11 protein-coding genes and 1 tRNA gene are annotated in these 13,962 nt (G+C 63.7%); 2 read left to right on the top strand and 10 right to left on the bottom strand.

Annotated features, from left to right (window positions below):
- The 3 genes from ACZY1I_RS21715 to ACZY1I_RS21725 all read right to left on the bottom strand — a co-directional run bounded on the left by ACZY1I_RS21715 (position 1) and on the right by ACZY1I_RS21725 (position 5,178).
- Positions 1-2,688 (bottom strand): ATP-binding protein, encoded by a 2,688-nt coding sequence (locus ACZY1I_RS21715; protein ID WP_463756954.1) that lies wholly within the window; start codon positions 2,686-2,688, stop codon positions 1-3.
- A gap of 44 nt (positions 2,689-2,732) precedes the next feature.
- A complete protein-coding gene (locus ACZY1I_RS21720; protein ID WP_463756956.1) occupies positions 2,733-4,493 on the bottom strand; it encodes a PPE family protein in 1,761 nt (586 codons plus the stop codon).
- 205 nt (positions 4,494-4,698) lie between these two features.
- Complete coding sequence (locus ACZY1I_RS21725) at positions 4,699-5,178, bottom strand: hypothetical protein (RefSeq protein WP_463756958.1); 480 nt, start codon at positions 5,176-5,178, stop codon at positions 4,699-4,701.
- 198 nt (positions 5,179-5,376) lie between these two features.
- Between ACZY1I_RS21725 and ACZY1I_RS21730 the strand changes: the two genes are divergently transcribed.
- Both ACZY1I_RS21730 and ACZY1I_RS21735 read left to right on the top strand, forming a co-directional pair.
- On the top strand, positions 5,377-6,186 hold the full coding sequence (locus ACZY1I_RS21730; protein WP_463756960.1) for an LLM class F420-dependent oxidoreductase: 810 nt from the start codon (positions 5,377-5,379) through the stop codon (positions 6,184-6,186).
- 1,392 nt (positions 6,187-7,578) lie between these two features.
- A complete protein-coding gene (locus ACZY1I_RS21735) occupies positions 7,579-9,255 on the top strand; it encodes a PE family protein (RefSeq protein WP_463756963.1) in 1,677 nt (558 codons plus the stop codon).
- A gap of 13 nt (positions 9,256-9,268) precedes the next feature.
- Here ACZY1I_RS21735 and ACZY1I_RS21740 read toward each other — a convergent pair.
- The 7 genes from ACZY1I_RS21740 to ACZY1I_RS21770 form a co-directional block, all read right to left on the bottom strand.
- A tRNA-Pro gene (locus ACZY1I_RS21740) sits at positions 9,269-9,342 on the bottom strand.
- Between the two features lie 93 nt (positions 9,343-9,435).
- Entirely contained in the window at positions 9,436-10,203 is a 768-nt protein-coding gene (locus ACZY1I_RS21745) for an IclR family transcriptional regulator (RefSeq protein ID WP_463756965.1), read from the bottom strand.
- A gap of 11 nt (positions 10,204-10,214) precedes the next feature.
- The gene (locus ACZY1I_RS21750; protein ID WP_463756968.1) at positions 10,215-11,033 is read right to left on the bottom strand and encodes a beta-keto acid cleavage family enzyme; all 819 of its coding nucleotides are present in this window, start codon (positions 11,031-11,033) and stop codon (positions 10,215-10,217) included.
- On the bottom strand, positions 11,030-11,368 hold the full coding sequence (locus tag ACZY1I_RS21755; protein ID WP_463756970.1) for a beta-D-galactosidase: 339 nt from the start codon (positions 11,366-11,368) through the stop codon (positions 11,030-11,032). The genes ACZY1I_RS21750 and ACZY1I_RS21755 overlap by 4 nt, the downstream gene beginning before the upstream one ends.
- Positions 11,369-12,199, bottom strand: a complete 831-nt coding sequence (locus ACZY1I_RS21760; protein WP_463756972.1) for a cyclase family protein — start codon at positions 12,197-12,199, stop codon at positions 11,369-11,371.
- A gap of 2 nt (positions 12,200-12,201) precedes the next feature.
- On the bottom strand, positions 12,202-13,101 hold the full coding sequence (locus tag ACZY1I_RS21765; RefSeq protein WP_463756976.1) for a 3-hydroxyacyl-CoA dehydrogenase family protein: 900 nt from the start codon (positions 13,099-13,101) through the stop codon (positions 12,202-12,204).
- The gene (locus ACZY1I_RS21770; RefSeq protein ID WP_463756979.1) at positions 13,095-13,892 is read right to left on the bottom strand and encodes an SDR family NAD(P)-dependent oxidoreductase; all 798 of its coding nucleotides are present in this window, start codon (positions 13,890-13,892) and stop codon (positions 13,095-13,097) included. The genes ACZY1I_RS21765 and ACZY1I_RS21770 overlap by 7 nt, the downstream gene beginning before the upstream one ends.
- Positions 13,893-13,962 lie beyond the last annotated feature (70 nt).

Consider the following 13,962-nt stretch of genomic DNA (forward strand, 5'->3'; position numbering starts at 1 on the left):
TCAGCCCTGTTCGTCGGAGACAGCGTTCAGTTCTGTTCGGGCCTGGTCGATTTGGTCGTAGGCGTAGGTCGCCATGGCTGCGATCGTCATCGTTTGTCCGTCGCGGGCAAGCGATTCATAGATCTGGTCGCCGAGGACTTCGCGGAGATGGGTTATCGCCGCGCCGAGTTCGGGCAAGGTCGCCGCGGCCATGGGATTGACCATAGCGAAGCCAGTGATGGTGGCAGCCGGTTCGTAGCGTCCGAGCCTGTCGAGAGCGGCCGCCAAGATGGCGAGCGGGTTATGCAGCATCCCGATGTTGCCCGACTCGTGGTTATTGCGGATGGCCACGGCGAGATAGCCCAACGCCGCCACCCGGTCCCCATGTTCGACCTCAAGTCCGAACAACCAGTACGAAAATTGTGTTTCGAAGAAACGGTTGCCGCTGTCCTGCGCGATCAGCACGCCGCGGCGCAACGCGTCGAGCGCGCGGTGGGAATCCGCGTCGCGGAAGGTATAGCCCCATGCGAAAAGTGCGTACGACAGCACAAACGGATTGCCGATTGCTTCGGCGGCATCGATGAGGCCGTCGGCGATCGCCATCGCCTCGTCACTTGAACCGGAGACGGCCAACGCGAACACCAGGTTCGCCTTGGCGAATACGTTGGTGTCGCCCACACGTGTCGACTGGGCGCGGCACAACTCGAGATACCGGTCGGGCCGGCCGACGAACAGGTACGCGCTGCCGAGAAATGGCTCAGCGACATTGGACACCTTGTCCGTCGCGGCGGCGACTACCTTTTGCCCAACCTCGCTGTGCCGCACTGCATCTTCGGCGCGTCCGACGAGACAGCACAGCGCAGCCACCACGCATACCGCCGCCAGTCGCGGATGGTCGACGGCGCGGGCGGGCTCGATCAATTCTTCGGCCCAAGCTATCGGTTCGTAGTGCTCGAGAAAGGGGCCGAGAAATCCAAAAGTGGCGATTGCGGCGCCCGCGTCCAGGTCGCCATGATCGGCAGCCCAGCGAAACGCCGTGCGCAGATTGGCAAACTCGACTTTGAACCAGTCGTACGCCTCGCGCTGACGCGGGCTGTCCCACAGCGTCATGACGTCGGCTTCGCGGCCGGCGAAGTAACGCGCGTGGGCGGCCCGAATCTCGGATGCTTCACCGCGGGCGACGAGTTGTTCCTCGGCGAACTGGCGGATCGTCTCCAGCATCGAATACCGGGTTCGCCCGCCCGCTCGCGTGGCGAGCAGGAGCGACTTGCGCACCAGAGCGTCCAACACCTCGAGGATGGCGTATTCGTCGCGGTCGACGGATCCCGCTATCGCACAGGCGCTTTGGAGGCTGAATCCGCCGGCGAACATCGAACAACGTTCGAGCACGGTCTTTTCGGCGTCGGCCAGCAGGTCGTAGGACCAGCCCACCGCATGGCGCAGCGTGTGGTGGCGTTCCAGGCCACGCCGCGAGCCGACCAGTAGCCTGAACCGGTGATCGAGACGATCACGCATTTCACTGGCGGTCATCGACGCCATCCGGGAGGCGGCCAGTTCGATCGCCAATGGAATCCCGTCAAGTCTTTGACAAATCTCGGCGACCGCCGCGGCTTCATCGCCGTCGACCATCGAGAAGCCCGGTGAAATGCCTTGCGCCCGTTCAACGAACAGGCTCACCGCTGCGGAGTCGATTCCCGCTTTGGCGTCCAGTGAGCGCACCGGCCGAACCTGCTCGTCTGGAACTCCGAGTCCTTCGCGACTGGTGGCGAGGATGCGAACAGTCGCCGAGTGCGCGAGTATCGCTTCGATCAGGTCAGCGGCTGCATCGAGAACATGCTCGCAATTGTCGAAGACCAGCAGCCGAATCCGGCCCTCCAGTGCCGCGGCCACGGAGCGACTGACCGTCGTGGCCGGTTGCTGGGTGATGCCCAGCACTGCCGCCACGGCGTCGGGCACCGCACCTGGATCAGTCACCGCTGCCAACTCGAAAAGCCAGCAGCCGTCCGGGAACTCGTCAACAAGGTGTGCCGCAACTTCCAACGCCAGACGAGTCTTGCCGACTCCGCCCACGCCGGTCAACGTCACCAACCGATGCGACGTGACCGCCGCTTCAATCTCGGCAATCACGGAGTCACGGCCGATCAAGCTGGTGGTCGCAGGCCGCAGATTTCCCCGAGTAGTGTCCAGTGCCCGCAGCGGAGGAAATTCTGTGCGCAGACCCTCAGCTCGAACTTGGAACACTTGAATCGGGATAGGAAGATCCCGCAACCGGCGCGGACCCAGATCGATGAGATCGACGCCGCTGGGCAGAACCGCCGTCGACTCGGCCAGCAGGATCTGATTCCCGTGGCCTGCGGCCATCACCCGCGCCGCGCGGTTGAGCACCGCACCGAAGTAGTCCCCGTCTCGCAGTTCGGCTTCTCCGGTTGCCAAGCCCATTCGCACCGGTAACTCAAGTGTCCGCTGCGCAGCCACGGCGGCCTCGACCGCAGATTTCGGCGACGAAAACGCCGCGACCACACCGTCACCGGTGTGCTTGAACAACCAACCACCGTGCATCCCGATCGCGTTGCGCAACGCCTCGTCGTGCGCGGCTAGCGCCAGTCGCATGCCCTGCGCGTCGCGCTCCCACCGACGGGTCGAACCCTCCACGTCGGTAAACAGAAACGTCACCACCCCCGAAGGCGGGCCGCCGGCGGACACCCGCACAGAATGTCACACCGAACAGTGTTCTCGACGAGCCGGCGTCGGTGTCATCCTCCGGCGTGAATAGCCAGCAGAGCGAGGCTCAGCATCCCGGGTATGCCGATGCCTGTGTTTCCGAAGCCTGAACTGAAGCCGCTGAACAGACCGCTCGGGAAAGCGCCTATCGCGCCGGTGACACCTTCGTTGAAGAAACCCGAGATAGCGCCGCTGATAATCACCCCGCCACTGGCCTTGTTGAAGAAGCCCGAGGAACCACCGCTCTCGAATCCGCCGTCGACGAACTTGTTTCCAAAGCCCGAGATTCCGCCACCCTGGTTCATGAACCCGGAATTGTCGGTGGTGCCGAGGCCGGCGTAACCGTTGTCGGTGGCGAACCCTAAGCCGGTGTTCACGTTGCCTGAATTCAAAAATCCCGTGTTGATGTGGCCCGAGTTCCCAAAGCCGGTATTTGCCTCGCCTGAGTTGCCAAGGCCCGTATTGAGATTCTCTCCATTCCAACCACCGGTGTTGATCGAGCCCGCGTTCCCGAAGCCGGTGTTCAAAAAACCCGAGTTGCAGAAGCCGACATTTCCGGCGCCCGAGTTCCCGAAGCCCAAGAGTCCGGTGCCCGCGTTCCCGATTCCGACGCTGTTGATGTGGCCTGGGAAGACGGTATTGGTGCCCGAACTGAAGAAGCCGATGTTGCCGCTACCGGAGTTGAAGAAGCCGATGTTGTTGGTCCCTGAATTACCGAATCCGATATTGCCGCTACCCGAGTTCAGCAGCCCGGCCAGGTTGATGCCCATCTGGTTGTCGCCGGTGAGTCCGATCCCGATGTTGTTGTTGCCGGTGTTTCCGAAGCCGAAGTTACCGTGGCCGGCGTTCCCAGCCCCGAAGTTTGCAATGCCGTTGTTCCCGCCGCCTACGTTCCCATCGCCGGTATTGCCCATGCCGAAGTTGTTGCTGCCGAAGTTGCCCATGCCCACGTTGTTGTTACCCGGCGATGGATGAAAGCTGAACAGGTCTGGGTTGAAAAGGTCTGCGGGGCCGCTGTTTCCAAAGCCGATGTTGCCGCTGCCGAAGTTGCCCCAGCCGAAGTTGTTGTTGCCGTGGTTTCCGCCGCCAATGTTGGTGCTGCCGTTGTTTCCAGCGCCGATGTTGTTGTTGCCCGACTGCGGGGCGACGAGCTCGCTGTTTCCCACGCCGCTGTTTCCGATGCCGATATTTCCGTTACCGGTGTTGCCGCTACCGAGGTTCGCGCTGCCTCTGTTGCCGATGCCCAGGCTGGGCAGGCTCTGCATGAACTCATGGAGGCTCGCCGGCACCGAGATCAAATTCGACGCCGCCGACGCCGCCCCCGAGTAATAGCTCGCCATCGCCGAGACGTCGGCGGCCCACATCCCGTCATAGAGGCTCTCGCACGCCATGATCGCTTGGGCGTTGAGCCCCAGGAAGTTCGACCGGACCAATTGGACGAATGCACTGCGGTTGGCAGCCACGTCCAACGGATGAATTGTGGCGGCCCGCGCGGCCTCGAACACACTGGCCACCTCTTTGGCCTGGGCGGATGCCGCGGCGGCTTGGTTGGCCGCCGCGGTCAAGAACCCGGCATAGGGGGCTGCCGCGGCCGCCATCGCCGCCGACGCCGGACCTTGCCAGGCCTGACCCACCAGCCCCGATGTCACCGACGAAAACGAGGATGCCGCCGTCCCCAGCTCCGAGGCCAGGCCGTCCCAGGCCGCGGCGGCGTCCAGCATCGGCGCCGATCCGGCACCGCTGAACATGCGCAAAGAATTGATTTCTGGCGGCAGCACCGCAAAATTCGCCATGTCGAGCCTCCTGCTATCTACTCCGGGGCCACGGAGGCGTCCGGTGCACATAGCGTTGCTCGAAGCGACGAGAAAGACGTGAGTAGTGGAGTACCTAATTAGACGGCTGGAAAATAGCCTTGAGTACTCGGGCCAACGCAAACGCACTGCAACACCCGTGCCCCCCTCGTCGCAGATGGCTCAGTGGCCGTCACCCGCTGATCGTTCATGCGCTACGCGGAACGTAGATCGATCCTTTGCGCAACAACGTATTTGGGTGTTCGGTGACCACGCCACGCACGGCACGATCGCTGGTGTGCACGGTCGCGAGGTAGATCGATCCCGTGCTCGAGGTCACAGCGTGTGTGGTGCTGGCGTACCGGGCACCGTCGGCACCCTCGATCCTGCTGTGCCGGCTCGTCTTCACGGCGAATGCGCGAGTGCTGCCGCGCTCGTCGACGATTTCTCCCGAAACCAACAAGTCGTAGTCGACGTCGGTGTCACCGTTGATGTCGAAACGAAAAAACAGCTCGCCAGGGCTACCCGGTAGTTGGAGCTCGAACGCGGCGTTAGCAGCGACCGTCACACTCGCCGCGGCCCGTTCTGGATCGTGTCGGACGAAAGCTCCTCGTACGAACCACACGATGGAGAAACAAGACAAAATGGTGAGCGCGACCGCGCCGATGACCACGATGTTTTCGGCCACGCAGGGAAACTATCAGCGCGGACATGGCGACGGGAAGCTGACGGAACACGTCCGTCTGCGTGCAGCGCCCCGCGCAACAGAGTCAAGACCTTTCGTTGGATCGACCAGCGCTCTACCGACATCGGCGTGCCGATAGGAATAAACCCCGCACCCGGTGAACTTGGCTCAAGAGTTGCCCTTCCATACTCAGGAGCTTTCATGACCCGTCCTATCCGCGTCGCCGTTCAGATCCAGCCGGGCGGCACTCCCGACTACCGCACGTGGCGCGACGCTGTCTTGGCCGCCGACGATCTCGGCGTGGACGTGATATTCGGGTATGACCACTTCCACCGCCCAGCGATGGAAGGCATCGTCGACGGCAAGCCCGTCCTAGAGGACGAGCAGCCCGACGTCGCTAACTTCGAGGGTTGGACCGCGCTCGCATCGTGGGGCGAGATCACATCACACGCCGAGATCGGGTTGCTGGTCACCGGCGTTGGTTACCGCAACGCGGACCTGCTCGCTGACATGGCGCGCACCGTCGACCACATCAGCGGTGGCCGGCTCATCCTCGGGCTCGGCGCGGGGTGGTACGAAAAGGACTACCTAACATATGGTTTCGAGTTCGGCACCTTCGGATCCCGCTTCGATCTGTTCGATGAGAGCCTGATCCGCATCGAGAACCGGCTCGCCGCACTGATCCCGCCGCCCGTGCGGAAGCTGCCGATCCTCATCGGCGGCACGGGGCCCAAGCGCTCGCTGCCCGCCGTTGCCAGGCACGCAGATATCTGGCACGCGTTCCAGGACCTCGACGCGTTCCGCAGGTCCAGCGACCGGGTCGACCAGTTGGCGGCGACGTTCGGCCGCAACGGCGCTGACATCGAACGCTCGACGCTGTGGGAGAACGCCAATAGTGCCGATTCCTTCCGCGAGGCAGGCGTCACGCTCTTCCAGATTGAACTCACCTCAGACGACGGTTACGACCTCACGTCTCTCAAGCAGGTAATCACGTGGCGGGACAACGGGTGACCGCGACCAAAATGTGCGCTTGACGGCCCACGCCGTTGGGCGCGGCACCGCCCGAGATAGAGCGACACCGTGGTGGTGCGAGTCGATGTGGGATGGTGCACGCACCTTCGCCGACGTCACCGACGAAGACGACCATGCTGGCTTAGAGTTCGAACGGCTCTAGACCCCCGTCGCAACGGCGGCTTGAAATTCAGGGCGGGGCAGTCCCTTCTAATTCGCATTGTGGGCGGCAAGACTCTCAGGCGCCTTAAACCAACAGACCGGGTCAGGCCAGTGGATGTCGGGCGCAGCCCTCATACCTCGAAGTTGACCATTCTTTCACTTAGCAAGCTCGATCTGGCGTATTAAGTTAGGCGAGACGACGGAGCAGAACCCGAATCCGTAGGGCCCCACCTGCAAGGAGCCGGATGATGAGAATGAAGAAACTCCTTACTTGCACGTCAATGGTGTCTTTCGGTGCCTGCGCGTCAATATTTCTCGCGCCTGGATCAGCGCACGCCGACCTCTGCCCGTATCCCGGCGTCGGGTCCGGCGGCGGCGCTTTATTCACCCAAGGTGGCTTCTGCGACTACCCGACCGAGATCAACGGCTCGCATATGCATTGCGAGGCAGGTGGTTTCGGCGTCAACGGCATCATCGGCCAAAGCACTGGCGGCGGAGGTAGCTTCGGATTCGGTGGCGCAGGTATCGGCGCTCTCAGTTGTACGTGGCGCTGTCCGGACGGCGCGATGGCACCGGCACCTAATCCGCCAGGGTTATGGAGGGAATACCTAGTAGTGATGAACTCCACGAATTTCTGCAAAGACCACATGGCACCGGATGGTTTTTGGGGCGCACCGGTTTTACCGACCGAGGGAGTCCCGCCAAATGAGCGACCACCGGAAGCACCGGAAATACCGGGACGACCGATCCCAGCGCCGGGACCACCCGCACCCGCATTGCAAGTGACGCCGGGGATACCAGGAGCGTTAACGCCAGGAATACCGAATCCCTAATGGACGCCAAGCTGCCCGGATGGACGTTATGAACGATATCGATCCTGGCGGGTGTACACGCCGGCCTCTCGAGGGTGTACGTGCCGACGCGTTTCCGGCCCAGGTCGGCAAGTGCCACGGATTCGTTGGCCGCGACCTGGTGGTCATGACGCACGACGACGAGACACTTCACTACCCCACGCCAGCCGCGTAACCGCCGTATGAAGTCGACCCGTCTGCGGGCCAAAGATCGGCCTCCACCGACCCTGATAGCGCGTTCCGACGACGTGTCGGATGGGACCGTTACCTACCGTGCAAATGCCTACCGCGCGCGGAAGTGGCAAACTCAACGACATCGGGGCATGGGATCATTGTCGATTGGCGAGGGTGTGGGCGGGGCGTGGGCGTGGACGGGGCAATGACATACCTGAGCGTTCAGCCGGACCTGTTGGCGACGGCCACCAGTGATCTGATAGATATCAGGACCTCCGTCGCCTCGGCGAACGCTGCCTCCGCGGTGCCGATCACCAGCTTGGCAGCGGCGGCCGGCGATGAGATCTCGGCGGCCGCCGCGGCGCTGTTCAGCACCTACGGCCTGGAATATCTCAAGGTCGGCGCTTTGGTGTCCGAATTTCACCAGGCATTCGAACGAGCGCTGACCAACGGCGGGCTCGCGTACGCCGAGACCGAGGCCGCCAACGCAGCCGCCGCAAAGCTGGACACGATCATTGCGCCCATACGGTCGCTGCTGGACGGCACCTCGAGCCCCTCGTCAGCCGGCTCGGTGGTTTCTGGGCCGGCCGGGTTGGCCCCCGCCGCTGCCGTCGCACTGGTGATGGGCGGCAGCGGCGTGCCGATACCGACGCTGAATGAGATCAATTCGGCCCTGAAATTCGTCTCTTTCCCGTTCACCGGCGCGCAGGGTCTCTTCACCCCGGAGAGTTTGTATCCGCTCAGCGGCTACAACAGCGCGAGCCTCAGCTCCTCCGTGTCGCAGGGCGTGGGGTTGCTGGATGCCGCGATCAAATCGCAAATCGCCCTCGGCAACAACGTCACAGTGGTCGGGTACTCACAGAGCGCCATCATTTCCTCGCTTGAGATGAACGTGCTTGCCTCCCAAGGCAACCCGCACCAAGGGCAGATCAGCTTCACCCTGATCGGTAATCCGATGAACCCCAACGGAGGCCTGTTCGCGCGGTTCGCCGGCCTAAATTTTCCGAGCATCGGAATGAATTTCTCCGGTGCGACGCCGGCAAGCACGCCGTACCCCACCAACATCTTCACGGCGCAGTACGACGGTTACGCCGACTTTCCGCGGTATCCGCTCAACATCCTCTCCGACGTGAATGCCATGGCCGGCATCCTGTTCATCCACGGGGCCTACGGAGGGGCCGACCCGTTCAATCTGCCGCCGGGTTTCCAGCTGGTCGAATTGCCGACGTCTTCGGCCAACGTGGCGACGCACTACTACATGATCACGTACCCGGACCTGCCGATGTTGCTGCCGCTACGTGCCATCCCGATCATCGGCAACCCCCTGGCGGATCTGGTGCAACCGGACCTCAAGATATTGGTCAACTTGGGCTACGGCGACCCTCATTACGGCTACGACACCGGATACGCCGACGTGCCGACCGGGTTCGGGCTGTTCCCGTCGATCAACCCGATCAGCCTCACCGGCGACCTGATCGCGGGGGCGGGACAGGGCGTGGCCGCATTCGCCGGCGACATCATCGGCGGAGTGGCCTCGCTGGCGAGCCCCGCGCAGGCGGTGAGCGCACTCGCCTCGGCCGCGATGCCGGCCCTCACGATGCCCACGCTGGCGATGCCGACTGCGGCATCGATGCTGGCGGGCACACAGCAGGCGGCGTCCGTCGCCGTGCCGATGCTGACTCCGATGGCGGATCTAGCGGCCGCGGCGTTCATCTCGGTCCCGCAGTATGGCCTCGAGCTGTTTGCGGACGGGATGCAACAGCTGTTCACCGGCGACCCGATGGGGCTGATCAACGCGATCGGCAACCCGATTGCCGCCACCGCTGGCCTGGAGACCTTCCTGAGCCTCTATGCAGTCTCGACATTCTTGTCGGAACTCTGATCGCTGACCTGTGTCGGGCTGACAGGATTTGAACCTGCGACCACTTGACCCCCAGTCAAGTGCGCTACCAAACTGCGCCACAGCCCGATGCCACCGAAACAACCGGCAGCAGGTCGAAAGCCTACCTCAGACGCCCCACGGACTCGTCACGCCACCAGCGAGCGGACCGTGGGAGCTGCCTCACACTGCGGTTTCGAACCAGGCCTGCACTCGCGAAACCCAACCCCGCAACGCCTCGGCCAGCTCGTCTTCGCGGCCATAGAACCGCTGCGCCGGAACCGGAACGCTGACACCGACTAGCTGATCGCCCAACTGCAGCGCCGCTCCGAGGGCGCAAATGCCCTCGGTCTGCTCCTCGCGGTCGTGGGCAACACCTTCAGCCCGGATCCGGTCGAGCTGGTCGCGCAACACCGCTGGATCGGTGATGGTCTTGGCAGTCAGCGGCACCAGCCGAGCAGGTAGCGCCTGGGCCAGTTGATCCAAGGGCAGCGCCGCCAGCAGGGCTTTGCCGTTGGCGCAGCAGTACAACGGGAACGACTCCCCCACCGCGCTCATCGCCCGGAGCCGGCGCGGCGGCACCACCTGGTCGATGAATTCAGCACGGTCTCCGTCCAACAGCGACAGATCGACAGTCTCATCCAACGACCGCGACAGCTCCGTCAGAAACGGGTGCATGTCGGTCACCACACCCAAGCGCACCGTGCTGGCCATCCGGGATATCTCCGGACCTAGCCGATACCTGCCGCGGTGTCCGGTCGATGCCACCAAACCCTCGTCGTCCAGGGCGTTGAGGATGCGGCTGACGGTCGAGCGGGCCATTCCCACCCGCGCTCCGAGTTCGGCCTGGGTGAGGCCAGAGGGGTGTGCCTGCAATACCCGAAGGATCTCCGCCGCACGGGCAATCACCTGGATGCCGCCGCTGCGGGCGTCCTGATCTTCGGCGCTCATCGGTCAGCTCCTTACGGTCGAGCCGGTAGCCGCAGCAGCGCCTCGGCTTCCTCGACGGACGCACTCGGCAGGTCCATGGCTTCGACCAGACGCATCGTACGTAACACCAGCGCCTGGTTGCTCGGCGCCAGCTCACCCTTTCGCAGATACAGCGTGTCCTCCAGACCCACTCGGGCATTGCCGCCCAAAGCCAGGCCCACCGCCGTCAGTTCCAAATTGGCACGGCCGATCGCGATAACCTGCCAGATCGCCCCGGGAGGAAGCCGGCGCACCATCGTGAGCAGGTTGTCAGCGGTGGCCGCCATCCCGCCGCGCACCCCGAGGACGAGACTGAACTGCAACGGCTCTGCCAGCAGCCCCTCTTCCCACAACCGCAAGCATGCGTCCAGATGGCCGGTGTCATAGATTTCGAGTTCGGGCTTGACGTCCAGCTCGCCCATCCGTCCCGCCAACCGGCGGACCGCATCGGGCGGATTGCGAAACTCGCCCGCTCCGAAGCTCATTGAGCACGGATTGAGGGTAGCCATCCGAGGACGCAGCTCCACCAGCTTCTCGCGTTCCTCGAACGGAACGGTGAGACCCACGCCGGTCGACATCTGGATCAGGATCGGGCAGCGCTCGCCGATGAGGTCCATCGTTCGACGGGCTATGCCGAGATCGGCTGTGAGCCTTTCATTTTCATCGCGCAGATGAATATGAGCGACGGAAGCGCCGGCGCGATACGCCTGTTCGACCGCCGCCGCGATTTCCTCCGGAGACGTCGGCAGCGCTGGATTGTCGGCCTTGGTCGCAATGGGTCCCGTTGGGGCAACGGTGATGACGACACTCACGACGGGTGCGCAATCGTGACGAGCAGCACCGCTTCCCGGTCCGAGCGGTTCATGATCGAGCGCGTCTCCCCCTTGGCCAGGTGCACACTGTCGAGCCGACCCAGCACGGTTTCGCCGTCATCGGTGGTCAGCACGAGTTCACCGTCGAGCACGACGTACACCGTTTCCTCCGGAGCGCTGGATCGTTCGGCGGTCCCGCCGGGTTGGTAGCGGGACAAACCGACCCAGAAGCGTTCGGTGTGGCCGGCTTCGTGGCCTTGTAGGCGCGCGGTCGATACCCCGTGGTGCGCCGCGGCCACATACGGAGGGGCCTCCGAGGCGCGAGTTACGTTCATTCAGGCGGCCTTTCCCGTCTCGATCCGGTAGTTACCTGTCGGGTCGACCATCGCGACCAGACGTACGATGCAGCCGTCACCACCGACCCAGCGCCATGGGAACGCGGCGAAGGTGACGCGCTTCCCGGTGACCTTGTCCAGGTCGCCGCCAACGTTCTCGAATCCGTAGATGCCGTTCGACAGAATTGCGCGGTGGCACGGCTCCCATTCCGGGAAGTCGTCGAGTACGTTGCGCCCGGTTTCCTGCTCGTATTCCTTTACCGCCCAGGGCAACAGGCCACCTTGGGTCTCGGCAGGACCGTGCGGGCCGATCGCGGTAGCCAACGGGTGGTCCAAAGCCTGGGTGTCGGTGCCGACGGCTTTAACACCCTTGGCCGCAAACCATTCGCCGGCTTCCTTATAGAAACCCGGCGAGTAGGCGTAATACTCGGCGCTGTCCGCATACTTGTGATGCCAACCGGTGTTGACGATCACGATGTCACCGGGCCGGATTTCGGGCGTGGCCTTTTCGAGGTCCTCTGCGGTCACCACGCCCCATTTGTCTTTGGGGATCGAAACGACGACGCCCGTTCCGAAGAACGCGCTCAGTGGAATTTCGTCGAGGAAAGGTGTCCCTTCGACGACGTGCGCGGGCGCATCAATGTGGGTGCCGGAATGCATGACGGTGGTGATCTTTTGGGTCAATACCCGGCTCTTCGCCATCCCGTGCAACCGCTCGATCTTGACATCCTCGAAATACGGCCAGGCGGGTTGGCCGAGCCCCCATGGGTGGGACAGGTCGTAGAACTCCAGGGTCGACTCGGCATCACCGAGTGGCCAGGTGAAACTCATTGCTATGACTGCCTTTCCGTATTCAGTTGCTGACTGATGTGCTGGGCCAGCCGGGCTGCGGTCGCCTCGCGGGCCCCCTCCGGCCAGTCGAGGAATCCGCTTCCTGTGCGGGCACCGAGATGTCCGTCCGCGACCAGTTGGCGAAGCAATGGGCTGGGCTGCGGATCGCTGTTGATGCTGGGGAAAACCGCGTCGTGGATGGCCAGGGTGAGGTCGAGGCCGATGTAGTCGGCATTCTCCAGTGGGCCAAGCGTGGCCAGCCTGAGCCCAATAGTGTTGCGAACCACCAGATCCACCGTTTGCGCGTCGCAAATGCCTTCGGCGACGAGCGCCATCGCCTCGCGCCAGAGTGCGTGTTGCAACCGGTTGCCGATAAAGCCGGCGACGTCACGTCCGACGCGGACGGGCAGCTTGCCCGCCTGGGTCAGCAGTGCTTCGATGCGGTCCACCGTTTCGGGTGCGGTGCGCTCGCTGGGCACCACTTCGACGACCGGGATCAGGTCCGGCGGATTCCAGAAGTGGGTGCCGACGACGCGGCTCCCGTCCGGCACCCGCTCGGTCACAGCACCGATCGGCAGGACTGAGGTGTTGGTCGCCAGCACTCCGTCGGTCGTCAATGCGGCCAGTCGTTCGAACAAATCCTGCTTGACGGCAAGGTTTTCGACGATCGCCTCGATCACCAGGTCGGCTTCCGCGACCGCCAAAGCCAAGTCGGCGTCGGCACGCACCGAGCCGTGCGCGCTGATACCGGCGGCTTCTGCCGTTGCCGTGTCAAGGATTTCGGTGTCGGTGTCGGTGATCACCACGTCGAGGCCCGCCGACGCCAGCACGCCGGCGATGCGTCGACCCATCAATCCTGCACCGACCACCGTTGCGCGCGAGAAACCGTGTGACGTCAGCATGCTGTGTACCCGCCGTCCAGATACATCACCTGGCCGGTGTAGAAGCGGGAGGCGTCGCTGAGCAGGTAGATCAGGGCGCCAACGAAGTCATCTGGTTCGGCGAAGCGCCCCAACGGAATACGAGCGAACATCGCCTCGCGCGTGGCCCGGCCGGCTTCATCGTCGGCGTACATCCATTCGGTCAGCTCCGACCGGAAAACGGTGGGTGCGAGAGCATTCACCCGGATGTCGTCGGCGCCCCACTCGGCGGCCAAGGACTTGGCCAACAGATCGGTGCCGCCCTTTGACGGGCAGTAGGCGCTGTAACCGGCGGAGTGTCCGAGGCTACCGCGGACCGAGGAGACCAGTACGACGCTGCCGCCGTCGCCCTGGTTGAGCAGCACGCGCCCAGCGGCCTGGCTGATCAGCCAGGCACCGCGCAGATTGGCGCCCATCACCTTGTCGAAGTCTTCGACGGCCATGTCGACGATCGGCGCGACATGGTTCATGCCTGAAGCCACCAGGACTCCGTCGAGGCGTCCGTGCCGGGCGACCGCGGCGTCGACGATGGCCTGCGCATCAGCAGGCGACCCGGGCCGGCGTGGAACGACAGCGACATCCTCGATGCCGGCGGAGTCGACCAAATCGGCCAGACCTGCGGAGTTACCGCCTGCCAGGGTCAACCGCGCCCCTGCCTCGGCGAGCGCGCGAGCAGCCACACTGCCGAGGGAACCGGTCGCGCCGGTGATCAGGATCGATTTGCCGTGCACGCTGAACCGCTGGAGGCCCACACTTGCCGTCTGCTGCGTCATTGCAACCACTTCATCACCTGCTCCCACGATGCGGATGTTTTCACCCGATTTATGGAAGCCTAGGCATGAT

Source organism: Mycobacterium sp. IDUB_37 (assembly GCF_055419245.1).

What these genes read in the sequence shown, in the direction of transcription:
- ACZY1I_RS21765 (WP_463756976.1), bottom strand. Translation starts at nt 13,101, where the DNA reads ATGCTGACGTCACACGGTTTCTCGCGCGCAACGGTGGTCGGTGCAGGA.
- ACZY1I_RS21745 (WP_463756965.1), bottom strand. Translation starts at nt 10,203, where the DNA reads ATGAGCGCCGAAGATCAGGACGCCCGCAGCGGCGGCATCCAGGTGATT.
- ACZY1I_RS21720 (WP_463756956.1), bottom strand. Translation starts at nt 4,493, where the DNA reads ATGGCGAATTTTGCGGTGCTGCCGCCAGAAATCAATTCTTTGCGCATG.
- ACZY1I_RS21770 (WP_463756979.1), bottom strand. Translation starts at nt 13,892, where the DNA reads ATGACGCAGCAGACGGCAAGTGTGGGCCTCCAGCGGTTCAGCGTGCAC.
- ACZY1I_RS21735 (WP_463756963.1), top strand. Translation starts at nt 7,579, where the DNA reads ATGACATACCTGAGCGTTCAGCCGGACCTGTTGGCGACGGCCACCAGT.
- ACZY1I_RS21760 (WP_463756972.1), bottom strand. Translation starts at nt 12,199, where the DNA reads ATGAGTTTCACCTGGCCACTCGGTGATGCCGAGTCGACCCTGGAGTTC.
- ACZY1I_RS21755 (WP_463756970.1), bottom strand. Translation starts at nt 11,368, where the DNA reads ATGAACGTAACTCGCGCCTCGGAGGCCCCTCCGTATGTGGCCGCGGCG.
- ACZY1I_RS21730 (WP_463756960.1), top strand. Translation starts at nt 5,377, where the DNA reads ATGACCCGTCCTATCCGCGTCGCCGTTCAGATCCAGCCGGGCGGCACT.